The organism is Bradyrhizobium sp. P5_C12 (assembly GCF_054049735.1).
The window spans coordinates 254,703-280,052 of the sequence record NZ_JBFULU010000002.1; the positions used below are offsets into that span (position 1 = coordinate 254,703).

Annotated in this window: 8 protein-coding genes; 4 read left to right on the top strand and 4 right to left on the bottom strand. The window is 65.3% G+C overall.

The window, feature by feature from the left end:
* Positions 1-10: 10 nt before the first annotated feature.
* Complete coding sequence (locus ACXJMY_RS02775) at positions 11-16,762, bottom strand: leukotoxin LktA family filamentous adhesin (RefSeq protein ID WP_456617783.1); 16,752 nt, start codon at positions 16,760-16,762, stop codon at positions 11-13.
* Positions 16,763-16,833: 71 nt separating this feature from the next.
* Complete coding sequence (locus tag ACXJMY_RS02780) at positions 16,834-17,583, bottom strand: hypothetical protein (RefSeq protein ID WP_456617784.1); 750 nt, start codon at positions 17,581-17,583, stop codon at positions 16,834-16,836.
* A gap of 292 nt (positions 17,584-17,875) precedes the next feature.
* Between ACXJMY_RS02780 and ACXJMY_RS02785 the strand changes: the two genes are divergently transcribed.
* Both ACXJMY_RS02785 and ACXJMY_RS02790 read left to right on the top strand, forming a co-directional pair.
* Positions 17,876-18,922 (top strand): ABC transporter substrate-binding protein, encoded by a 1,047-nt coding sequence (locus ACXJMY_RS02785; RefSeq protein ID WP_456617785.1) that lies wholly within the window; start codon positions 17,876-17,878, stop codon positions 18,920-18,922.
* On the top strand, positions 18,919-21,612 hold the full coding sequence (locus ACXJMY_RS02790) for an ATP-binding protein (RefSeq protein WP_456617786.1): 2,694 nt from the start codon (positions 18,919-18,921) through the stop codon (positions 21,610-21,612). The genes ACXJMY_RS02785 and ACXJMY_RS02790 overlap by 4 nt, the downstream gene beginning before the upstream one ends.
* Before the next feature lie 98 nt (positions 21,613-21,710).
* Here the strand turns inward: ACXJMY_RS02790 and ACXJMY_RS02795 are convergent, their stop codons facing one another.
* Together ACXJMY_RS02795 and ACXJMY_RS02800 are read right to left on the bottom strand one after the other, a co-directional pair.
* A complete protein-coding gene (locus ACXJMY_RS02795) occupies positions 21,711-22,187 on the bottom strand; it encodes a hypothetical protein (protein ID WP_456617787.1) in 477 nt (158 codons plus the stop codon).
* Between the two features lie 376 nt (positions 22,188-22,563).
* A complete protein-coding gene (locus tag ACXJMY_RS02800; protein WP_456617788.1) occupies positions 22,564-23,493 on the bottom strand; it encodes a LysR substrate-binding domain-containing protein in 930 nt (309 codons plus the stop codon).
* Between the two features lie 129 nt (positions 23,494-23,622).
* On the opposite strand from ACXJMY_RS02800, the gene ACXJMY_RS02805 reads away from it, so the two are divergent.
* Positions 23,623-24,561, top strand: a complete 939-nt coding sequence (locus ACXJMY_RS02805) for a ring-cleaving dioxygenase (RefSeq protein ID WP_456617789.1) — start codon at positions 23,623-23,625, stop codon at positions 24,559-24,561.
* On the top strand, positions 24,558-25,184 hold the full coding sequence (locus ACXJMY_RS02810; RefSeq protein ID WP_456617790.1) for an alpha/beta hydrolase: 627 nt from the start codon (positions 24,558-24,560) through the stop codon (positions 25,182-25,184). Before ACXJMY_RS02805 ends, ACXJMY_RS02810 begins: the two co-directional genes overlap by 4 nt.
* The last annotated feature ends 166 nt before the right edge of the window (positions 25,185-25,350 follow it).

The window sequence follows — 25,350 nt, forward strand, 5'->3', positions numbered from 1 at the left end:
CCGAATCCCGTTACCATGCCTGTGCGAGACGGCCAACGGCCGGCTTCGCCATCTCAACCGCCGCATCCTTCCAGCCCGTGCGCCCCGCGCGCTGACCCCCGCGGCGCAGCTTGCGCATGTCGCTCAGCCCCTCGATGTTGACGGCGGGACCGGAGCCGATGGTCTCGACCGGCCGCGGCGTCAGCAGCGCATCGAGCCGTGCCTGGCCGGAGAGGCCGAGCAGGTAGAACGTCCCGCCGTCCTTCTTCGCGAGCCAGGTCTCGATGCTCTCGCTGCCCTCGCCGTCGACGGAGATGTTGCGGATCATGCTGGCGCCGGTGAAATCGTTGCAGCAGGTGTGGGTAGGCCCGTAATTGGTGACGGTCGCCGAAATGTCGCCGGTGTAGAACACCACATAGGCGTTGCTGACATTGGCGTTGCCGACCTGGCTCATCGTGAACACGCCGCCCGGCTGGTAGAGCTGGAGCGTCGGCCAGTTGGTCGGCGCCGGCGAACGGTTGTTAAGCAGCACCTGCTGCGTGGCCGTGGTGAGCATCAGCTGGCCCGGCACGTAGCCGTTCAGGATCGCGACGGCATGCGCGTCCGTCCAGAAATTGGCGTCCACCACCCTGAACTGGTTGACGATAATGCTGTCCGGATCGATCGAGATGTTGGCGGACTTCGCGACGCCGCCGTTATAGCCGGTGATGTTCATGATCAACGGGATCGCCGGATTCGAACGGATCTGCTCGCCCTTGACGTTGATCGTGTCAGCCGCGAGGTCGAGCTCCCTCACGACGCTGACCCAGCCGATCGTCAGGTCACCCGACGAGGTCATCCTGACGGTGTCGCCGCTGATCCGGTCGAGCGAGACCGATCCGGCCACCTCGAAATGCGTATCGCCGTGCGCCGAGATCGATCCGCCGCGGAGCGAGCCCGTGTCGGACTTGACGTTGAGGTCGCCGGCGTCGCCCGGGATACCCGTCGTGGTGAGCTGGCTGAAGACGATGTCGTTCACGGCATGCAGGGTCTGCGTGCCGCCGCTGATGGCGGTGCCAACGGTGATCCCTCCGGCCGTCGCGGTGACGTCGAGCCTGCCGCCCGCGTTGAGATTATCCCAACGAACGACCGTGCCGCTCAAGACCGCGTTGCCGGTCGAGGCCGTGAGGTTGTGACCGGTGTTGGTCCCTGCCGCGATCAGCCGGGCCGAGCCGTTGGCCGAGACCGAGCCGAGCGTCGGCACGCCGCCGGCCATCACCGTCTGCGCCAGAATGAAGCCGTTGTCGGCGTTGACATTGATGCTGCCGGCATCGCCGTTGATGCCGGTCGCCGTCAGCGCGTTGAACGTCACGTTGTCGCGGGCGTGGATGGTCTGCGTGCCGCCGCTCTGCGCGGTCTGGAAGGTGATGCTGCCCTGGCTCGCGGTCGCGCCCAGCGTCGTCCCGACGTTGAGAACGTTCCAGTTGATCGGACCGCTGGCGGTCAGCAGGCCCGCGCCTGTCGTGGCGGCGAGCATATTGCCGGTGATGGTCGTGGCGGCCAGCAGCGTCGCCGAGCCATGGGCCGAGACCGAGCCCAGCGTCGTCGCGCCGCCAGACGTCACCGTCTGCGCCAGGATGAAGCCGTTGTCGGCGGTGACATTGATGTTGCCGGTGTCGCCGGCGTTTCCGGTCGCCGTGAGCGACTTGAAGGTCACGTTCTGGCTGGCATGGACCGTCTGCGAGCCGCTGCTGTCGGCGGTGCCGATGACGATATTGCCGTTGTTCGTGACGGCGCTGAAGCTGCCGTTCGCGCCGGTCGCGGTGCCCGCCAGCACCTGGTCGAGCGTCAGCCCGCCGGTGCCGAGAATATCCACGCTGCCCTTCACCGCGGAGAGCAGGCTCGCCTCGGTGTCGGTCAGCGCCTTCAGGTAGATGCCGCCGGCACTCGCGCTTGCCGACAGCTGCGCGGCGTTGAAGGCGAGCCGGCTCGTGGCACTGCCGATACCATTCGATGCGCTCAGCGACACTTCGGCGCCCGCGCCGGATGCGGCGAACTTGGTCTGGCCGTCGCCATTGTCGTTGATCGCGCCCAGTGAGGCGACGCCGCCGGCGGTGACGATGATCGAGGGCGCGTTCGAAGCCGCCGCATAGGACAGCGACGAATTCAGCTGGCCGATCGTCGCATCGCCCGTGGTGGTCACCGAGATCAGGCCGGCCGCGTTGATGGCCGAATAGGCGCCCATCGAGAGCGTCGCAGCGACCAGCGTCACACCGCCCGAGCTGCTGGTCGCAACCACGGGCGCCGTGCTGGTGCCGGCCGCGAAGGTCATGCCGCGGTTGGCGAGCAATTGCATCAGGCCGTCGCTGGTGATGCTGGTATTGATGGTGAGCGCGCCGCGCGCAGCGTTCAGCGTCAGGGCGCCACCGGCCGTCAGCGTCCCATAGGGACCGCTCGTGCCGACGGCGAGATCGCCGGTGACGGCGAGGATGCTGAGGTCGCCGACCGCCGAGCCGGTCACCGCGCCGGAGATATTCACCTGCAGCGGCTGGAAGGTCGAGCCGTTGAAGCCGATGTTGCCGCCGGCGCGCAGATCGAGGTCGGCGCCCAGGATGTGGATCGCCGTACGGTCCGTGAAGTCGGCTTCGGCGTAGATGCTGCCGGCCGCGGCGAGCTGGATCGCATTGCCGGCCGAGATGTTGCCGAGGATGAGATCGCCGGTGGTCTGCTTCACATAGATGCCTTGCGCCGACGAAACCTGGTCGAGCTGATCGTTGCTCGGATCGGCGAACGCGATCTGAAGCGCGTTCGTGTTGGTCGCGGGATTGCTTCCGGCGGCCCCGGGGGCGCCGACATTGCCGTGCTCGGCGATCAGGGTCAGGTTGCCGATATCACCTGAAATCACGGCGCCGCTCACATTGGCGGAGATGCTGGTCACGGCGTCGAGCTTGACGTCGCCGCGGCCGGTCACCTGGATGCCGTTGGCTTGCGCGGCCGCGATCGGGCCGTAACTGGCGGTGACGCCGCCGAGCGCGAGGCTGTTCTTGCTGCCGAGATAGATATTCGTCAGCGCCTTGGCCGAGATCGCGACCGGGTTGTCGACGACGACGAGGTTCTGCTGCGACAGGCTGACCGTGTAGGTCGTGACATGGGTCGTCGGGTCCGTGACCGCACCGACRGTGAGCTGACCGGGACCGGCGGTGGCGAGCAATCCCCTCTGCTCCGGCGTCAGTGACGAGGAATCGACGCTGGTGAAGGTGAACGTCTGGGGCGCGGCCGAATTGCCGACCGAGCCGCGCGGCGCGTACAGCATGATCTGGTTGGCGCTGACATTGGCCACGACGTTCTCGTCGATCGGCGGCGGTGCCGCGCCGACGGCCGACGACGACACCGTGTAGGCGAGCTGGCTCTGCGTCCACTGCGAGCCCGCGGTGATGATGCTGTAGACCCGCTCGGTCGAAGCGAGCGTGTAGCTGTAGTTCGCGTTGAAGTGGCCCGGTTGCAGGGCGGCCTGGAGCGCGGCGTTGGTCGGCAGGAACTGCTGATCCGTTGCCACGCCGTCAAACAGCTTGGTGAACAGGGTCGTCGAGAGCGAACTGCCGAACACTGTCCCCAGCGGATCCGTAGGCGCGGTGCCGAGCAATGTCGTCAGCGAGCTCTTGAGCTCGGCGGTGCTGATCTTACCGAGCAGGAACTGATCCCTCAGGAACCGCGTCGTGGCCTCGACCTGCATCTGCGTCGTCGTGACATTGGCGGGATCGATGCCGAGCTTGGCAGCCACCTGCGCCCGCAGCACGGTCAGCCCCACCGAGGTCGGGTTGTAGGTGCTGCCGTTCGTGAAGGCGATGTTCTTGAGCTGGAAGTAGTCGTTATAGGCCGACGTCACCATGGACTGGTAGCTGTTGACGGCGTTGGTGGCGGCGTTGCCGCTGAGCAGGTCGAGGCTGGCCCAGACGTCCTGCAGATGCTGGCTCTGCGCCTGGGTGAGACCGACCGCCGCCCGGCCATTGAGGATGCTGGCCTGGTTGCCGTCGGAGCCGGCGGCTTCCAGGAAGACCGGACCACCGGTCGACTGGATCGTGCCGAGGCGGAGATCGCCCTTGGACTGCACGATGTAGGTGCCGGTGGCCGAGGCGCTGTCGAGCACGCCGCCATCGACGGCGCCGCCCGCCTGAATCGTCCCCGTCGCCTGGATCACCAGCGGATTGATGTTGGTCAGGGTGGAGGCACCGTTGACGACGGCACTCGTCGCGCCGATGGCACCGGCGGTGGAGTTGATCTCGATGTTCTTGCCGATCACGACGGGATTGGCGACGTTGTAGGCCGATGCCGAGTTGATGTCGCCCGTCGCCGAGAGGAAGACGCTGCCCTGCGGCGTGGCGCCTGCCGAATTCACCTTCACGTGGTCGATCGACAGCGAGCCAGTGGCCGCGATCGCGATGTCGCGGTCGATCGTATCGGCCTTTAGGCTGCCGCCATAGACCTGGACCTGGACGGGAGCGCCATTGGTGCCGCGCGTGCCGATGCCGCCATCCGCCGACAGCGTCACGTTCTTGCCCGAGATCATCGGATTGTTGGCGTTCGCGCCTGATGTGATGGCCGAATTTGCGCCGGTCGCGATGACCGTCGTATCGCCCGAGAGGTTGTTGATCGGCCCGTTGATGACGATGCCGGAATTCGAGCTGACATTGACAGTGCTGGCGCCGCCGCCGCTGAACTGGATGTTGATCGGGTTCGACGCCTTGACCGTGTTGGTGAGCGTCAGGGTCAGGTGATCGTAGATCTGCTGGAACCAGTCGTAGTGACCATCCGCACCGCAGCACGCGCCAGCCGTCGTGTTGTAGCCACCGTTATGATAGCTGCCGGTCGCCGTGACCACTTCCTGGAAGTTCGCGGTCTGCAATTGGCCGGTGTTGCCGCCACCGCCCGTGGCCTGCATCACGTTCTCGACCAGGCTGACGGTGCGGGTCCAGTTGTCTCCGGACGCGTTCGGCGTGTAGTGCCAGCCATAGTCGAACTGCGTGCTGGTGGTCGGACGATCGAGCGTCGCCGTGTCGACCCACTGGTAGTACATGTTGGGCTTCACGGCATACTGGATGCCCGCTGTTCCGCTCATACCGCTCAGCATCCCGGCGGTGTACGAGCTCGCATTGACGCCGGCCGTCCTGTACGTCGACACCTGCTGGCCGCCCGACGCGGAGGGATTGTAGACGTACCACGTCGTCTGCTGCTGGAGCTGATCGACGATCTGGATCACACTGGGCGCGCTGACGCCGGTGTTGATGGTGTTGGTGACGAGCTGGAGCCCGGTCGTGTTGTTGACCGTGATCGTGCCCGCACCACCCTTGACCGCGATCGTGCCCTGGGCGGTGCCGTCGGTCGAGGTCGAGATGATCTTGCCGTTCAGATAGACGTAGCCGCCCGAGCCCTGCACCACGCCGTTCACCATGATCTGGTCGGTGAGCGCGTTGTACTTCACGCCGATCTTGATATCGCTGGAGAACTGCGTCGTCGCAGCCGCCGTGATGTCGTAATAGCTGCCGTTCCGCGCATTGGCCTGGGCCTGGGCGAAGTCCGCGCCATTGTTGCTGGTCTTGAGGCTGTTGATGGCGGACAGCACTCCGCCGCCGATATCGACCGAGTAATTGCTGCTCGTGCCGCTCTGGATGAGGCCGTTGACGTTGATGACCCCCGCCGAGATGATGATCGCTTGGCCGAGGATGAAGGGCCGATCCGTGGGGTTCTGGTACCCTGAAGGCGTAGTCGAGGCCCAGTTCGAGCTCGCGTTGGTGTTCGCGGTCCTCGGCGTGATCACGTCGTTCTGGATATTGACGACCTGGAAGTAGGCCGAGCACCCCACGCAATTGAACGGCGAGTAGTACGTGTCCGTGTGGGTCGTGGTCGAACCGTCGGGGTGTGTTGTAACGGTGTCGTGGGTCGTGTTGCTGAAAACGCCCTGGCCGGCATAGGTATTTTGTTGCCACGGCGCGGTCGAAATCTGCTGGACCGTCGGGCCTTCCATCGCCGCAAGCGTGGCGGTGCTGCCCACACTGCCGCCGCCTCCGTTGGGCGTGCCGTTGCCCGCCGGCAGGAAAATCGCCGAATAGAGCGACAGGCCGTCGTAATAGGTCATCAGCATGCGCGCGGTGAAGACCGTGCTGTTGGCGGCCGTCTGCTGGACGCCGCCATGGCCGTCGACGCAGCAATAATAGAAATACGGGTGCTGGCCGCCATCGCCGATATGCGGGCTGTACGCGTACTCGCCATAGGCGCCGAGATAGGTCGCCGCCGCCATCACCGCCGTCAGCGTGTCGTTGTCGGCCGGCTTGTATTCGACACCGGCCCATTGCGAGGTGACATCGTGGTTGGAGTTGTAGAAGCTGCCGACGCCGCCGAGGAAAATGAACGAGCCGTTGGGCGCCACCATCTGGATGGTCGCGGCATTGAGCGACTGCGACGCGACGACGCTGCCGAGCTGGCTGGTGATCTTGAGCAGGCCGTTCTCGTTGGTGACGATGCCGTCGAAATAAATGTCGGGCTTGCGCGTCAGCTGGTTGCCGTTGCCGTCGACGCCGAGCCCGGTGCTGGGATCGACGCGGTTATAGGTGGCCGAGATGTCGATGATCGGCGTCGCGCTCGGCGTGGCGGTGAAGGTCACGTTGGAATGCGAGTCCGGGTCGACATGGTCGATCTGGCGATAGGTGATGTTTCCACCGGTCACATTGGTGACCGTGAGGTTCGCGAAATCCATGAAGTCGAGACCGCGGTTCTCGACCCTGATCGTCGGCGAACTCTGCGCGGTCACCGATGGCGCCGTGTGACCGGAGAGGCTGTTTCCCGTCAGCTTCTGCGCGAGGATCGAGACATTGCCGGCGGACACCAGGATGTCGCCGAACGCGAAGGCGTTGCCAGGGGCGTCGGACGTATAGGGCGCCTGCTGGATCAGCGCGTTGATCTGGCGCTGCACGTCGCCGGTCGGATCGGCGCCGGACGGCGCCATCGTGGCGGGATGTGCGGACGTCGACGTCGAGAGCTGGGTCCGGATCTGCGTCGCGGTCAGGCCCGTCAGCGTGGCCAGCTGGTTGACGATGTTGTCATAGGGATTGAAGCCGCCGACGATGGTGTACTGGATCGTCTGGTGGTTCCAGCTCTTCACCGGGCTGAAATGATCGACGTCGGCGACGTATTCGAGCGTGGGCGGCGACGACAGATTGGGCTTGAGCGGCGAGTAAGGACTCGTCGTGCTCAGCGTCGGCGCACTTGCACCGAGATCGATCGTGATGGTCACGTCGTTGTTGATGCCCGCCACCACCAGGCCGTTGAGCGCGACATCGCCCGTTCCGCTGGTATGGCTGTGGTTGTCGCTGTTCTTGGCGCTGAAGATGTCCAGATACGGATTGTAGTTGCTGCCGTTGCCGGACGCGGTGACCTGCCCTTGCGTTGCGCCAAGGTAGATGTCACGTACGCCGAGCACACGCGAGCTGTCGGCAAGCGTGAGGCTTGAGTCGTTCGCGGCATTGGCCGTGCCGCGATACAGCGTGGAGATCGGAATGGCAGTGTTGTTGTAGACTACCGTCGTCGCAGTCGCCTGCACGCTGCTGAAGGTGATGGTATCGCCGGACATGCCGGCATAGATGTTGATGTCGCGCCAGGCCTCGATTGTCGTGCTGCTGCCGACGTTGACGGCCTGGTTGGCATGGACCCAGCTGTTGGTGCTGGCGCCGACGCCGGCGATCGCGCCGTAGAGACTGGCATTGGCGTAGTTCGACGCCGACATCGTCGCGGCCGTGCCGACGAAGATCTTGCCGACGCTGAACAATTCGCGGGCATTGATATTGACCGCGAGTGTGGCGTTCGCCGTCATGTTGGACTCTGCGCCACCGCCGGCGAAGAAGCTGGCCGTGGCCAGGCTCGCCGTGTCGGTCGTGCTCAGTGTGTTGTAGGCCTCGATATCGATTACCCCGGTCGCCGTCCGCGGATCGCCGTTGAGGCTCAGGATCGTTCCGGCGCCGATATTGGTGGTGACGTACTGGGTCACATGAGAGTCGCTCAGCGCTGCAGCACCCGAGAACGAGCCGCCGGAGCCCGAGCGCGCGCCTCCGCCGGCCTGGTTGACGTTGTCTTTGGAGATGACGACGATGTTGCCGCCATCCGTGTTGATGATCAGGTGCGTGCCGATCTCGGCCGTGGTGGTCGAGGTGACATCATTCTGCGCCTTACCGGCAGAGACTCCGGCCGTGGACGCCTGATAGGCATCGCCGCTGGCCGCATAATTGGTGGTGTGCGTGGCCTTGACGCTGAGGCCGCCGAAATAGAGCGTGTCATCCGTCGCACCGCCGTCGAACCGCGCATTGGTCACGGCGGTCGAGCTGGTCGTAGCAACCGCCGCAGCGCCGGCATAGGTGCCGCCCGCGCCGACCGTCGCGTTGGAAACATTGGCGTCCGTGCCGGTGGCGGTGATCCGGAGGATGCCGATGTAGTCGGTGTGGTTCAGATGGGTCGCGTCCATGTCGGCCGGCGCACCCAGATAGGCATAGGTGTGCGCGCTCGACGACGTCTGCGCGACGGTGGCGCCGAGCGCCAGGAAGCCGGTCGAAAGGCCGGTCCCCTCGGCATATTGGGCGCTGTCGTTTTCAGCCGCGATGGTGACGTTGGCGTTGGGCAGCCGGATCCCCGTCCCGCCATACGCGTTCACCGTCGCGTTCTCGGACGCCTGGGCCAGGCTGCCCTGAGCGCCGATCAGCGAGCCGCCGCCACCGGCGAGCGCCTTGGCCCACGTCGTCGTGCCGTCGGTCGGAACCAATGCCATCGCGGTCACCGCGAGCGCACCGCCCGAGAAGCTGACGTTGTCGCCGACATCGGCCGTCACCGTGGCGCCGACCGTGGACCTGGCGATGGCGACGCCGACGGCGGCGCCGCCAACGGAAACGCCGATCGCCTCGCTCGACAGATCGGGCGTGATCGACGCCGATACCAGCGTGCCGACGCCGGTTGCGGACGTCGTGATCGAGGCACTGCTGCCGATCTCCGCCAGCACGGATGAGTTCTCGTGGGCCTCCGCATCCGCACCAACGCCCGCGACGATGCCGCCGCCGAGCGCGGTGGCCGTCGTCGTCAACGTGCCGGCGCCGCTTGCGCCAACTGCCAGAGTCGCGACGTTGACGGTGGAGCCGTCCAGAACCCGTGCTGCGACCGAGCTCGTTCGGCTTGCCGTTGCGACCGACGCGCCGACGGCCACGGCACCGCCCGTGACACCGCCGGTGAAAACCACCTGAGTCGTCGAATCCATCGCCATGACGGCGACGCCATTGCCGGTGCCACTCGCGCCGGTGATCTGGCCGCCGAGCAGCGCCACCACGGAGTTGCTGACATTGCCGATCGCGACAGCCGCATCGGCGCCGAAGTAAAGCGCCGCACCGCCGGCGATCGCCTCGGTATCGATGGTCTTGCCGGCATAAGGTCCAGTGGTCGCGTCCTTGACGACCGCCGCAACGGTGACAATCGGTGCCGAAACGGCCAAAGGCGTGTCTGCCGCCACCAGCGCGCCGGAGCCGTTGCGTCCGTAGTCGCTCAGATTGGCGAGCACGGTGCTGTTGACGCTGGTGTAGCCAATGCCGGCCCCGATGCCGACATTCTTCGCAAAGCCGGCGCCGAGAAGATACATCTTGGCGGCATTGGCGCTTGTGGCACTTACATTGACCTGCGTGCCCGTGACGTTACCGCCCGCGATCTGCGCGACGACGGCGTCATTGCCGCCGCTCAGCACGCTGCTGACGTCGTAGGTCGAGCTGACGTTGGCGCTGTTCGGATTGCCGGCCGTGCCGCTGGCGACCGCGTTGCTGCCATGCGCGTTGTTGGTGCCGTTGTTCACGGACGCGATGGTGCCGTTGTTGCCCTGATTGAGCTGGCCGGACTGCTGGCCCTGGGTGTCGGCATCGGCGGTGTTGGTGCCGATGATGATGACGCCGACGGTCGCGCCGATGCCGACGCTGCCGCCGATACCGGCGGTCACCGCGTAGGACAGCACCTCCTTGGTGCTGAGCGCGCTGACATTGATCGCACCGGAAGAGTTCAGATTGCTGTTCCAGCTCTCGGCAACGGTCCGGCTCTTGAACACGATGACGTTGGCGGCGGCGCCGACGCCGACACCTGCCCCGCTCGCGCCGACCGCGAGCGCACCTGCGATCTCCTTGATCGCGACGTCCTCGGTCGCGTTGATGGTGACCGCGCCAGCCGCACCGCCGGTTACCGATTGCAGCGTGGTGTCGTAGACGCCGGCGATGGTGGTGTTGTTGGCGATCTCGATGTTGGCCATGCCGGCGATCGCCGCCGTGCCGGTCGAGAGCGCGCCGCCGATCGCATAGGCCTCGAAGCGGTTCTTGGTGTTGGCCTCGACGTCGAGCGCGCCGCTCAGATTGAGCGCGGTCGTGTGCGCCGCGCCATTGCCCTGATAGCGGAATTCGTCGCCGACATAGGCCTCGGTCCGGTTCGAGGAGACCTGGACCAGGAACGCCGCGCCGATCGCGGCCTGGCTGCCGTAGGCGCCGGAGCCGTTCGCGGAGAAGATGCCGGTGTTGTTGGTGGCGTTCACCGTCAGCGACGAGGCCGTCAGCGCGCCGCCGTCGACATAGGCTTCCGTTGTCGCCTGGAAGACGTTCAGCCCGACCGAGCCGGTGTTGAACCCGATCGCGATCGAGGATGCATCCTGCTCAGCATTGGCCTTCACGGTGACGGCGCCGACCGTCGCGCTCGACGACTGCACGCCGCCGACCGTGGCGTTGGTGATGTAGGCGAACGTACCGCGCTGCATCGTGGTGCTGATGATGGTGGCGCCGCCGCCGCCGTTGCCGGTCGGAGCCACGATGCCGGCACCGAACGCGCCGGAATAGGAGAAGCTGGACGCAGCGACCTCGATCTGCGGCTTCAGCGTCGACGAGGCCAGGCGCGTGTCGATGGCAGCGCTGTCGATATAGGCGCTGGTCACCCCGCTCATCACGTTGGTGATCGGGTTGATCATGATGGAGATGCCGCTGCTCGCGGCGAGCGACGCGACGTTGGTCACGACCGCCTGATGCGAACTCGCGACGACGGCAAGGCCGCGCACGGTGTCCTGGTTCTCGGTAAGGTCGGGGGTGGTGTCAGTCGGCGCATGCGCGGTGCCGAGATCGAAGGCATGCACCAGCGAGCCGTTGTTGACCGACAGCGTATCGGTGCTGCTGGTCCCGAGCGCGTCGACCTTGGTATTCGCGCCGCTGATATAGGCCGCGGTGGTCCCGGTGATCTGGTTGGTGACCAGCGAGCCCGCGCCGCCGGCCGCGCCCTTGCTGATCGACACGGCGCCGGCGAACACGCCTGCCTTGTCGTTATTGCCGGCGATCACGGAGACGTTGTTGGTGGCGGTGACGTCGGCGCCATTGATGCCGTTGGTACCGGCCGCGGTGATGCTGGCGGTGACGTTGGTCCCCATCAGATTGGTGGCGACCGAGCCGGCCAGCCCGACCTGCGAGGACAGCGCGATTCCGACGGCGACCGTCGAGATGCTGGCGTTCGAGTTCGCACCGACCGCGACGTTGCCCGATGCGGTCAGCTTGGACCCGGTGACGCCGGCGCTGACATTGTTGGCGATGCTGCTGTAGACCAGCGCCAGGCCCGCGGCGCTGCCTTGCGTCGAGGCGCCGGCGACGGCGGCGGTTCCGGTGATGCTGGAATTGTCGGTCGCAGCGACGGAAATGTTCTTGGCCGTGACGCTCGATTGCAACGCGCTGGACTGGCCGTTGCCGATGGCCGCCGAAACGGTATTGGAGATGCTGCTGATCGTGGTGCCGCCGACGCCCGCAAACTGTCCGGTCGCAAGACCAAAGCCGATGGTGACCGACTGGATCTTGGAGGAGTCGACCGCACTCACGCTGACATTGCCGTTGCTGCCGGCCGTCATCAGGACGTTGGCGATATAGGCCGAATGCGTTGTTGCGATCGTGTCGTAGACGATCGAGGCGCCGACATTGTTCTTGCCGGCCTGGATGAGGCCCGCAACGGAGACGATGCTGGCCCCCGGACCGTTACCCGTGCCGTCGTTGAGCGCAGCCGCGCTGAAGTCGATGCAGTTCTGCCCGCCCGTGCCGCCGGCGACCGTGCAGGTGTCCGTGGCGAGATGATTGTTGTTCGACTTCTTGACGAGGTTGCCGAGCGCGGTGTCCAGCGCCGACACCGCGCCGCTGTCCGCCAGCACCGTCACGCGTCCAACGTTGATGTTCACCGTTGCGCCGCTGTTGATGTAGGCGGTCGTGGTGGGCGAGATCTCGCTGACGACGATCGCGCCGGCGAGCCCGTTGGACCCCGCCCCGCCCGAGGCCGTGCCGGCCGCGATCACGCTGGCGCTGTCGGCCAGCACCAGCAGAGTGTCGTAGTTCGAGATCGAGGTGCTGCGGATATGCGCGTCGGTCGCATTCCCGCCGGTGGGATCGGCAATCGAGGCATAGGTCAGCCCGATGCCGACGCCGGCCTGGCCGCCCGTTATATAGAGCGAGCCGCCGCCGATCGCGATGTTCGTCGTCTGGTAGGCGTCGACCTCGAGCGCGCGGTTGACGCCGGTGGCCTGCCCCGTGATCGTCGAGCTCTCGATATAGGCATTGGCGCTGTCGGTCACGATGCCGACGGAAGCCGACAGCGACGCCGCGTTGGATTTCGATCCCGCCACGCCGATGGCGACGACGGTCTCCGAGCCGCCATTGAGCGCCTGCACCGTCACCGAACTCTGGTTGTTCATGGTGGTGCCGTAGATATAGGCGAGCGTCGCGTTGTTCGACATCGCCGCCGCGATCGCGCCGCCGATCGCAGCCCCTTGGGCGGACCCACCGGCCAGATTGAGCGCCCCGGAGCCGGAACCATTGTTGAGCATGGTGTCGTTGAGCGCCTGAACGATCGTATTGGTCAGAACGGCGCTGGTCGTGGTGTACTTGTTGACCGTCGTGTTCTTGATATAGGCGCTGGTGCCGAGCGAGACGTCGGTCACCGACGAGCTGCCGGCGAGATCGAGGCTGAAGCCGCTAGTGCTCGATCCCGAAGTCGAACCGATCTTGCTCGCGGCCGTCGTCACGCCTGCGGTGCCCCCGGTCGAGGCCGCACCGGCGGCGCCCGCCTTGTCGGAGAAGCTCGACGACGCCGGGTCGGAGACGGCTGCCGCGACGGCGGCCGCCGTGATGCGTCCCGAAGTGGTCGCGCTGAGTGTCAGATTGTCGACATTGACCGCCCCGCTTCCGCCGCTGGTGCCGGCGAACGGATCGTTGGAGCTGAACACGCCGGGCCGGATGTCGGAATGGTTGTCGCCGATATAGGCGGAGGTGTCGGTATTTGCGCCGAGATAGGCGACCGACAAGCCGACCGCCGAACCGCCGCTCCCGTTATAGCTCATCGCGCCGGACAGCGTCACGACCGACAGATCCTGCTGCGCCAGGATGCCGACGGTCGGTGCATAGACCGTGGCCTGGCTCGAGATCGACGCATGCGTCGTGTTGTTCAGGAAACCGAGCGAAGTGATGCCATTCAGCGCCAGCGTGCCGGCAGCCTTGCCCGACGACGGTGCGACAGCGACGAACCGGTCGGAAGTGATCGCGTCGACGGCGATGTCGTCCGCCGCACGCAGCGTCGCGCGGTCCGAAACGCCGGCGATGGTATTGGTGTTGAACTGGACGAGATTGAGCGCGCCGCCGACGGAGGAGCCGCCCGAGGTGTTGCCGAACAGGAAGCCGAGCGTGCCGACATTGCCGGCGGCGTCGATCGACGCCGTGGTCGTGGTGGCCGCGATTTGGATGCTGGCGTTGTAGGTATGGACGTCGCCATTGTCCATCCCGACCGACCAGCCGGTGCCACTGCCGCAGGCCGCGGTCGCGCAGGTCGCCGTCAGGCTCGCGCTGCCGGCCACCCACGCCGTCGTGTTGTTGTTCACGACGAAATGATTCAGCGAACCGGCGATGCCGATCGTGTCGCCGGCGTCCGCGGTGGCATTGGCGTAGCTGGTCAGGATGTTGCCGCCGACGCCGAGATTGCCGTTGAGGTGGCTCAGCACCGCACCCAGTCCATCCCACTTCAGCCAGGAATTGGTGATCGGCAGTTCGGTGGTGGCATCGACGGCGATGTTCGCTGCGTTGATCAGCGTGCCATTGCCGACATAGGCGTTCGAATTATGCGTGAAATTGCCCCAGGCGACGGCCGCGCTGATCGCGGTGCTCTCGCCGGACACCGGATCCTTCGTGATCGCGCTCGACGTCGCATTGCTGCGAACGCCGCGATCGATGACATTGCTGGCAACGGCAACGTTGCCGCTGGCATAGATGCTCGGCGCGCCGCCGCTCGGATTCTGCGCGATCGCAGCGGTCGCGCTCTGGGTGCTGTTGGCCAGCGACAGCGCGCCTGCGACCTTGAAATCGAAGCTCAACGGCATCAGCGAGCCCATATGGTCCCTGATGATCGACGTCGGCGAGGTGACGGCGCGCAGTCCTCGTTCGATCGCCGCGATCAGCGCCGGCAGGCCGGCGATGGACGAAGCCATCGTGGAATTTAGCGTGGTGTCGGACGTCGCTTCGACCAGAACGGATCCGTTCATCCGCGTGTTGACATCGGTTCCGAGCGATGCGCCGAGCGTTGCGGTCGCGGACGTTGTGATGTCGCTGATGGCGAACGCGCCGCCGACAGCACCGCTCGCCCCCGTTCCGGGCGCCGCAACCGACGTTGCGCTGGTCGAGAACGAGTTGTTGTTGATCGCGCGCACCTTCAGGGTGCTGCCGCTCGTGTTCACCGTGCCGGCAGCAAGATGCGCGCCGGTCGCGACGTTGGCGGTCGTCGTCACCGATCCCGTGGAATAGGCCACCGTCGGGACGATTTGCGCGCTGGTCGACGCCGCGAGGGCCGCGATGGCGATGGTCGCATCGTTGAGCGCCTTGATCTCGAGGTTGCCGCCGGCGTTGACCGTCGCGCCCGAGGCCACGTTGGTCGTGGCAGTGCCGTCGATCTTGCCGACGACCACACCGGCCGCGACCGGCGTGAGGCTGCCGAGCAAAGTGGAGGCGACCGCCGGATCCGACGCGGTCTCCGTGGCATGCGCGGAAATGGTGACATCGCCGTGGCCGTTGATGTCGGCATGGCTGTTGATGTTGATGGTCGCCGTGGCGCTTGCCGCGACATAGCCGCCATTGAGCCCGAGCAGCGAGGCGGCCAGCGTCGAGCCGACAAGCGCGAAATCACCGGCCACAGACCCGTTCAGGAAGCTCGACACGGCTGTCGAGGTTGCGGTGATCGAGACGATGCCGCCGGTGATCTTGCCGTCGACCGTGATCGCCGTCTCGGCGGTGGCCTGGCCGGACAGCTTGATGTCGCTCGCCGTTGCGGTCAGCGTGACATTGCCGTCGGAATAGGTGGTCCCTCCGAAGTTGACCGCCTGGGCCAGGATCTGCGCACCATTCTTGATGTCGATGTTCGGCGCGTCGATGGTGATGTGGTTGGCATTGCCCGTCGAATGACCATTGACGTCGAGATGGCGGGTATCGACCACTGCGTGTGCCGCCAAGGTGATCGAATTGCTCGCCTGGATCAGGTAGGTGGCGCTGGAGCCACCGGTGATTCCACTGATGGTATTCGCGATCGAGGTGTTCGACAGCGTCACGCCGGTGTCGCCCTGGCTCGCATCACCGACCACCACGTCGGTCGGGTCCATCAGCAGCGTGCCGGCCTTGCCGTTCGGCGCGGCAAGGTTAATGCTGACACCATTGCCGACATCGATGATACCGTTCGCGCTGAACTCGACCAGGCCGGCATTGCCGGTCTTCGCGCTGGCGTCGAACTTGGCGCCGCCCTTCACGGTCAGGTTCTCGGCGGCCTTGAGGCGGATGTCGCCGGCGTCGCCCGTCTTGCTGGCGGCGCTGAGCCTGGCGTTCTTGCCGACATCGATATTATTGCCGGCCTGCACCGTGATGTTGCTCGGCGTCGCGGTCTGGCTGCGCGCGGTCAGGCGTCCGTTGATCCTGGCATTGTTGACCGCACCGATATGGATCGAGCCGTTGCTGACAGTGATGGCGCTGGCACTGCGCAGCCCCTTGGAGTTGACGGAGGCCGCGAATTTCGCGGCGTGATCGAGATTGGCGATGTCGCGCTGGCTGGCGCCGCCGACATAGACGTTCTGGCCGGTCAGCCGCACACCGTCCTGGGCGTTGACGCGGCCGTAGATGCGGATGTTGCCATCTCGCGAGACCGGGAACGAGCCCGCCATGAGGTTGCCGACGGCCGACTGGTTGATCGCCCCGCCCGCGCCGATCAGGCTGTCGGTGAACTCGCGCGTCGGTGTCGAGACGTTGAGGCTGCCGACGTTGACCGTACCGGAACGACCGACCACAAAACCCTTGGGGTCGGCGAAATAGACATTACCGCCGATCGCGCCGTTCATGTAGGAGTTCAGCGTGCCGTTGACGTAGACCGGCGCGTCGCGAACGATGTTGACGAGGTTTCGCGTGCCGGTCGGCAGTTGCAGATTGACGGTGTTGCCTTGGCCTACGCTGAATTGCGAGAACGAGTTGAAGGCGTTGTTGCCCGAGACGGTCGACGTCGTGACGTTGGTGACGCTGCCGGAGGTTTGCAGGGACGTGCCCGTGCGGCCGTCCGGCGTGATCACGTTCGCCGTCTGGGCCTGAAGGCGGACGCTGAACACCGGCAGGAAGACCATCTGCATCGCGCAGAGCAGTGACATCGAACGGAAGCGCGCAAGCCCCCGCAGCGTCAGCTCGTCATTATTTCGCGTCGCAGATGGTCCGCGCATTTCAGATCCTCGTCATCGGCATTGGCGCCGATCCACAACCGGGTGGGAGAATGTCGTGACGTCGACCGGCATCAGAACTGGCCGGGCGGCAGCTTGAAGATGTCGGGGCTCTTGGCGTCGGCCACGTAGAACAGCAAGAGGCTGGTGGGCGTCAGCACACGCTGGTTGTTCTCCTTGTTCTCGAACGTGCCCTGCAGCAGCAGGATCACCGAGCGATCCTTGGCATCGCTGCCGCGGAACATCACGATGCCGCCGGCAACCGGCATGTTGACCGCGATGGAATCGGGCTTGAAGCCTTCGCCCATGAAATGTGCGCGCAGGATGTTGGCGTTGGAGAACAGCTTCTCCGCCGTCATCGCCGTATCGGTGCCCTTCGACCAGACCGCACCGACCTGGATCAACGACTTCGATTTGTAGCCGAACACGTAGGAGAGCTCGGCGGTCCCGCCGTTCGGCAAGAGCTCCGGAGCGGAGAGCAACAGGCTGTGCGTCAATTCGGACGCGTTGTCCTGCGCCCTGATCGCGTCCGGCTTGGCGTTGAAATCCTTGGTCATCGCCGCGCGCACGTCGGCCTCGCTCATGCCGAACTTGGCGGAGCGGAAGCCGTCGATCGCCTTGATCTTGTCTTCCGAGCCGGCGCTCGGCGCTTCGGTCGCAGCGGTGGCGGGCGCTGCGGCGGCAGGGGCAGCACCGGCCGCGGTGGCGGCCTTCGGTGCCTGAGCAGCCTTCTGCTTCGGCACGGCGCCCTGAGCCACCAATGGACCCGCTGCAACAGAGGTGAAGAGGCCCACGAGGGCCGGGACAAGATAGATTCTGCGCATCGCAAACCTTCGAAACAACCTGAAACAACGACTCAAAAATCGGCAGTCACGAAATCGGCTTCCCCGAACCGCCGCCGCAACCGGGACGGAAAATGTTGCGATGCCACAAGGCGTTACGAAACATCACGGAGCAGACAAGGCTCGAAACAGCGACTCCTCAGCGGCGTAGGAATACGGTATCGAACTGCCGAAGGCTGCGAATGAACATTCACAAGCGCATTTTTTCATCAATTGTCGTCGCCAGGCTTTCGCGATATGCACACGGCCAGGGACAATTTTTGCGAAACATTTCATGATTGAGCGGTCCGCTCCTGCCCGCGTTGTGCCGGCGGTCGCCCGCCGCGATTTCCTTCGCCTGGCCGGCACAACTGCCGCGGGCTTCCTTGCGCTCGGCGCAACGCCGGATCGCATGCGCATCGTCGCCTCGCTGACCAGTCTGTCGCTCGACGACGAGTTAACCAGAAGAAACATATCTGACGGCAACGTGACCTCTCGCCTCGGTGGGCTCATCGCAGGCTTGAAGCAGCGGGGCTGGGTTGAAGGCGTCAATTATCGCTTCGAGCTTCGTTCGACATTCGGGGGACCGGACAAGATGAAGACCGCGGTGCAGGAGCTGATCGAGCTCAAGCCGGACGTCATCCTGACCGGCTCGACGGTCGAAACCGCGGCCGTCATGGCCGCCACCAAGACGATACCGATCGTCTTCGCGACGGCAAACGACCCTGTCGGCAACGGCTTCGTCGAGAGCCTCGCGCATCCCGGCGGCAACGTCACCGGCTTCACCAGCAGCACCGCCGAGATGGGCGGCAAATGGCTACAGCTCATCCGCGAGGCCGTGCCTGACATCGCGCGCGTGGGTGTCCTGTACAATCCGGCGACAACGCCCCGCGGCGGGCGCTTCTACCTCGAGTCCGTCGAGCAGGAAGCTTCGGCAGCAGGCGTGGGCGTGGTGCTCGCCCCCGTCGGCGCGCCGGCGGACATCGAGGGGGCAATCAGCCGCTTTGCCGGGCCGCCGAGGGCGGCGATGATCGCGCTCGTCGACAGCTTTCTGGTGATCAACCGGCAGGCGATCATCGCGGCGACAGCGAAACATCGCGTCCCCATGATCTATCCCTTTCACTACTTCATGGATGCAGGCGGGTTGATGAGCTACGGGCCGACGCTGGAGGTGCGCTCGGCCGACTATGTCGATCTCATTCTGCGCGGCACCAAGGCCGGCGATCTCCCGGTGCAATCGCCGCGGAAATACGAGCTCCTGATCAACCGCACGGTCGCACGCACGCTTGGATTGACGATACCATTCACGCTGCTCGCGCGCGCCGACGAGATCCGCGAGTGAACGAGACGACCGACCAGGGATATTTGCCGACGCCTCCCGGCCGGCTGTTCCGAAAATATCTCTACTCGATCGTCGCCCTCGCCTTTGCCGCGCTCGCCATCAACACCGGTTTCGACGTGTGGTTCTCCTATCGCGAGCAGAAGCAGCTCCTCGCGGCGACCCAACGCGAGCAGGCAGCAAGCGCGGCCATTCAGATCGGGCAGTTCATCGGTCAGATCGAAAACCAGATCAGGTGGCTCTCGCGCCTGCCTCCGGAGCTGTCGACCAACGAAGACGATCGCCTCAACGCCATCCGCCTCCTGCGCCTCTCACCCGCAATCGCGGAGATTACCGAGCTTGACGCGCAGGGCCGCGAGCAGGTGCGCGTCTCGCGCCGCGTCGCGGACAGGGTCGGCAGCAAGATCGACATCTCCGCTTCGGCCGCCTTCCGCGGCGCCAATGAGAGTCGGGCCTATTACGGGCCGGTCTACTTCTTCGGCGATACCGAGCCGTTCATGACGATCGCCACGCGCGGGACCGGCCGCGAGCCCAGTGTGGTCGTTGCCGAGGTCAATCTCAGGTTCATCTGGGATCTCGTCGCCGGCATCAGGGTCGGCAACACCGGCAAGGCTTATGTGATCGATCGTATGGGCGTCCTGATCGCGCATCCCGATTTGTGGCCGGCGCTACGCCGCAGCGATCTCTCCTCGCATGCGGACGTCCGCGCCGCACTCGATGGCATCGGGCCACCTTCCGGGGGCCTGGTCAAGGAGGACCTGTCCGGTCAACGCGTGCTGTCGACCTATGCGACGGTGCCCTCGCTCGGCTGGGTGGTGTTCGTCGAGCTTCCGCTCAGCGAGGCCTACGCCACGATCTATGCATCGATCGGCCGCTCGACGTTTCTGCTGATCGTCCTGCTTGCCTTCGCGGTCCTGGTTTCGCTCCTGCTCAGCCGGCGCATGACCGTGCCGATCCAGATGCTGATGCAGGGCGCGCGGCGAATCGAAAGCGGCGATCTCGGCCTGCGGCTCGCGATCAAGACCGGCGACGAGCTGGAAGCGCTCGGCGACCAGTTCAACCGGATGGCCGCGCATCTTCGCGAGTCCTACGCAACGCTCGAGCGCAAGGTCGCCGAGCGCACCTCCGAACTCGAAAAGGCCCGCGATCACGCCCTTGCCGAGCACGACGCGGCCGAACGCGCGCGTAGCGCGGCGGTTGCTGCCAACGAGACCAAATCGCGCTTCCTTGCGGTGGTCAGCCACGAGCTGCGCACGCCGCTCAACGGCGTCATGGGCGTGCTGCAACTGCTCGACGACGGCAGCCTCGGCGAGCTCCAGCGCCGCCATCTGGCGACGGCGGCCGCCTCGGGCGAAACGCTGATCGCCCTGGTCGATGCCATCCTCGAATATGCGCGCCTGGAGGCCAGCGCCGAAACGCTCGAGACGCGCGGCTTCCGCCTCGACCAACTCATCGAGGCCGCCGCCGATCTGATGCGTCCGCAGGCCTTCGGCAAAGGCCTGACCTTCGACCTCGTCTCTGACGCCACCGTCAACACATCGGTGCACGGCGATCCCGTCCGGCTCAATCGCATCCTGCTCAACCTGATCGGCAACGCGATCAAATTCACCCCGCGTGGCGGCATCGGATTGAAAGCGACCGCCACGCGGCATGACGATCATGTCGTGCTTTCCATCACGATTCGCGACACCGGCATCGGCATCGCGCCCGACATGCATGAGCGCATCTTCGAGGATTTCGTGCAGGCGGATGACAGCATCGCGCGGCGGTTCGGCGGCACCGGCCTCGGACTTGCGATCGCGCGCCGCCTCGCGCGCCTGATGCACGGCGAGCTGACGGTGGAGAGCACGCCGGGCGCGGGCAGCTCGTTCATGCTGACGGTGCCGCTCGGTCGTGCCGCGAGCGGAGTAGCTCAAGGCGCCGTCCAGCCGCCATCGCGGCAGCTCCGCGTGCTGCTGGTCGACGACGATCCCGTCAATTGCGAAGTCGGCGAAGCGATCCTGAACCGGCTCGGCCATCGCCCCGTGATCGCAAGGAACGGTGCGTCGGCCGTGGAACTCGCACGGAATCAATCGTTCGATATCGTCCTGATGGACCTGCACATGCCCGACATGGATGGCGTGGAGGCGGCGTCGCGGATCGGGGCGCTCGGCTTGCAGCGGATGCCGCGCATCATCGCCGTGACCGCCGACGTCTCGCGCAGCGCGCGCGAGCGGCTCGCAGACGCCGGGATCGCGAAGGTCGTCAGCAAGCCGATCCTGATCAACGCGCTTCGCGAGGCAATCGAGGACGATCCGGAAGTCGAACCGGCCGCGACGCAACTCGCCGCAGGCGCGCTGATCGACCAGCACTTTCTCGATGACCAGAAGGAGCTGCTGGGCGCCGCGCAAATCGCAAAGCTCCATGATCTGCTGGGAGAGACCAGCGAAAGGCTGATCGAGGACGTCACCAGGGCCGCGGCGATTGGCGATCACAAGCAGCTCGCGCGATCCGCGCATCAACTCGGCAGCGCCGCCAGCGCGCTCGGCCTCGTCCGCCTGTTCGAACGCTGCCGCGAAATCGAGCTGGCAGCGCCTGCGATGTCACCGCCTGAGCACCAAAATGCTGCGCGCGAACTCGCCGAGCTTCAGCAGGCGTCGATGCGCGCGCTGGACGATCTGCTTCAGCCCGCCGAACAAGGTTCGGGCAGCTAGATTCGCTCAGATTGGAGCCCGGCCGGCGATGTGCTTCCGGCCGGGCCAACGCGCCACACAAGGGATCAACTCCTTTGCGCGGGACCTGTGTACAGCTGTCACGAGCCCGAGGTTTTAACGACGAGCTTTATGTTGAGCAGGTTGACGCCCTTGAATGGGTTCGGAGCGCTTTCGATTGTTCCCGTACCCGTGGCGTTCGCATAGGCACCGGTGCCCGACAGGATTGTGTATTCGCCCGTCGATTTGCCGTCTTTGGCCGAACCGGTGTAGCGCGCCGTAATCGAGCCTTCCTCGAACGTGTAGGTGCTATAGCCGAAGAAGGGGCCCGACCCTTTGAGCAGGTCCGAAGTATTGACGAACTCTTTCACTCCGATACGGCCATCGTTGAATACGGCGACACCAAAGAATTTGCCAGACACAACCGTCTGTCCTTCGATGTTTGCGGCCTCTATGACCTTGAGGTCGATCGGCTTCGTGACCAGCTTGAACTCGAGGATCCGCTCACCGGCTACGGCTGTTGACGCCGCGACGGCCAATATCACGCCAGAAAGGAAAAAGGTGAGAGACTTCCGCATAGCTTCCTCCTGCGCTTGTTGAAATCAAGTTGAGAAGTGCTGGCGAGCTACTCGTCATGCCCCGGCTCTTCGCGGTGGCACGGAAGAGAGCCCTTGGCAACGCCCCGGCAGCGGCTGAAGCACTCTGTCCTAAGGCGCAAAGTCGGGACGCAAATATGAGTCCCAAGCGACGGGAAGAAAGTTCAGGTTTCTGTCACGGTATAATCGTATCCAGCCAAAGCGCGGGGACTCTCAGCACAGGCACAATCCTCATGGTCTTTGCTGGTCGCCGGACTTCTTCCAATCGTTCGCGGAAGAGCGAATTACTGTCACCAATGTTGACGAATGAATAGAACTCATGCCGCCCACCGCACCGTAGCCCGGCAGATTCATGCCTTCACGACCGAGCCTCCGCACGTCTGCGCCCGCCACCTGTCCCCTCCTCGCGGCCAAAATGCTCGACCAGGAAGTCGATGAACAGCCGCACCTTCACTGACAGATGCCGCGTCGGCGGATAGACCGCATAGAGCGCGAGCGGCGGCGCCGAGTAATCGTCCAGCACGGCGCGCAGCTCGCCCTTTCTCAAGGCCTCCGCGGCAATGAATTCGGGGAGCAGCGCCAACCCCCTGCCCTTGATCGCAACATCTCGCAGCACTTCGGCATTGTTGACGCAGAGCGACCAGGCCGGCTGGATCCAGTGATCGCCATCAGTGCCGGTGAGCTTCCACTGATTGCCGGTGAGGAGGAAGCCGTAGGTCAGCGAGGCATGCTCGCRCAGATCCTGCGGATGGTTTGGCGTGCCGTGACGCGCCAGATAATCCGGCGAGGCGCAGATCATGCGCGCCACCGGCACGATCTTCCGTGCGATCAGGCTGGAGGACTCCAGCTCCGCGATCCGCAGCGTCACGTCAAAACCGTCCTGGACGGGGTCGAGCAGATCGTCGCTGAGCACGATCTGGAGCTGAAGCTCCGGATAGCGTGCCATGAAATCGGCGAGCACGGGTCCAAGCCGCATCGTGCCGAACGACATCGGCGCGTTGACGCGCAACAGCCCCCTCGGTGCCGACTGGGCCTGCGCTACCGCCTGGTCGGCGGCTTCGATCTCCGAGAGGATCACGACCGCGCGCTCGAAATAGCGCTGACCGTTCTCGGTCGGGCTCGCGTGGCGAGTGGTCCGGTTCAGGAGCTGGACGCCGAGGCTCTCCTCGAGATCGGCGATGTACTTGCTGATCGCCGAGCGCGACAGGCGCAACTGGCGGCCCGCTTCGGCAAAACTGCCGCTTTCGACCACCTTCACGAAGGCCCGGAGGCTGGCGACCTTATCCAAGCGCCCGCTCCAGCGATTGTTTCCAAATCGTAGACATAGACGTCATATTTGCACGGATTGTCTCCAATCCAAAGCGGAACGATATTTCCCGCCAGAGCAAGACCGCTCCCCGAATTCTGGAGGACGACAATGTCTGGACTGCACCACGTCACCGCGATCGCCGGCGACCCCATCCGTAATTTCGGCTTTTACACCCGCGACCTTGGGCTGCGCTTCGTCAAGAAGACGGTCAATTTCGACGACCCCGGCACCTATCACTTCTATTATGGCGACGAGACCGGCCGTCCCGGGACCATCCTGACCTTCTTCCCCTGGGCTGGCGCGCCTGCCGGACGCCGCGGCGTCGGCGAGACCCATCAGACCGCGTTCCGCGTGCCGCAGCGTTCGCTCGGCTACTGGACCCAGCGCTTCATCGAGAAGGGCATCGCTTTTGAAGCGCTGGAGAAGCGCTTTGGCGAATCCGTGCTGCCGTTCACCGATCCGGACGGCATGGCGCTGGCCCTGGTCGGGGTCCCCGGCGCCGAGAACGAGCCGGGCTGGAGCAATGGCGACGTCCCGGCCGAGCACGCGATCCGCGGCTTCCATGGCGTGACGCTGCTGCTCGACAGCGCGGCGAAGACGGCTGCCGTCCTCACCGACGTGTTCGGCTTCAAGGAAACCGCGCGTGAAGGTTCGGTGATCCGCTTCAAGGCGCCCGGTGACGTCGAGGGCAGCGTCGTCGACATCTACGAAGCCAAGGGTTTTCTGCGCGGGCATCAGGGTGGCGGGTCGGTGCACCACATCGCCTTCCGCGCGGCCGACGACGCTGAACAAGGCAAGATGGCGCAGCAGCTCGTAAGCAATCACGGCCTGCACCCCACCGAGCAGCGGGACCGCAACTACTTCCGTTCGATCTACTTCCGCGAGCCCGGCGGCGTGCTGTTCGAGATCGCGACCGACATCCCCGGCTTCGCCGTCGACGAACCCGTGGCGACGCTGGGACGTGATCTGAAGCTGCCGAGCTTCCTCGAACAACACCGCAAGCAGATCGAAGGCGTTTTGCCGAGCCTGGAAGAGAGCGTGTCATGACCGAGAGTGCGTTCATCCATCGCTTCGAGCCCGCGACCAGCGCGGGCTCGGCCCCGCTCCTGCTGCTGCACGGCACCGGCGGCGACGAGAACGATCTGCTTGGGCTCGGCAAGATGATCTCGCCCGGCTCGGCCCTGCTCTCGCCGCGCGGCCGCGTGCTCGAGCACGGCATGCCGCGCTTCTTCCGCCGCCTCGCCGAAGGGGTGTTCGACGAGGAGGATGTTCGCCGCCGCGCGCTCGAACTCGGCGACTTCGTCGCAGACGCCCGGCAACGCTACGGCGTCACGGCGCCGGTCGCGGTCGGCTTTTCCAACGGCGCCAACATCGCAGCCGCGCTGTTGCTGCTGAAGCCGGACGCGTTGGCAGGCGCAATCCTGCTACGCGCCATGGTGCCGCTGTCGGATCCGCCAAAGGCCGCACTCGACGGCAAACCCGTCCTGCTCCTGTCCGGGCAGGCTGATCCAATTGTGCCGGCGAGCAACTCGGCACGGCTCGCTGCGCTGCTGTCGCAGGCTGGCGCCAGCGTGACTCACAAGGTTCTGCCGGCGGGCCATCAATTGTCGCAGGCCGACGTCACGCTCGCCCGCGACTGGATCGGCAACGTCGCGGCCGAAGCGGCCTGATCCCAAGAAGCGGCGCACCGTTCGCCCTCGGTGCGCCGCTTCGAAGACCTGCGAGCGACCTTCCGCCGCATCTGCGCAATCGGGCACCACCCTGCCGGAAATTTCCGCTTGCCCGTTTCCGCGTCAGGCTTAGAATTTGGGACAAGGTTCCGAAAATTGGAACTCC

Coding starts and splice junctions, on each gene's coding strand:
- ACXJMY_RS02780 (WP_456617784.1), bottom strand. CDS start 17,583: ATGCGCAGAATCTATCTTGTCCCGGCCCTCGTGGGCCTCTTCACCTCT.
- ACXJMY_RS02785 (WP_456617785.1), top strand. CDS start 17,876: ATGATTGAGCGGTCCGCTCCTGCCCGCGTTGTGCCGGCGGTCGCCCGC.
- ACXJMY_RS02795 (WP_456617787.1), bottom strand. CDS start 22,187: ATGCGGAAGTCTCTCACCTTTTTCCTTTCTGGCGTGATATTGGCCGTC.
- ACXJMY_RS02805 (WP_456617789.1), top strand. CDS start 23,623: ATGTCTGGACTGCACCACGTCACCGCGATCGCCGGCGACCCCATCCGT.
- ACXJMY_RS02810 (WP_456617790.1), top strand. CDS start 24,558: ATGACCGAGAGTGCGTTCATCCATCGCTTCGAGCCCGCGACCAGCGCG.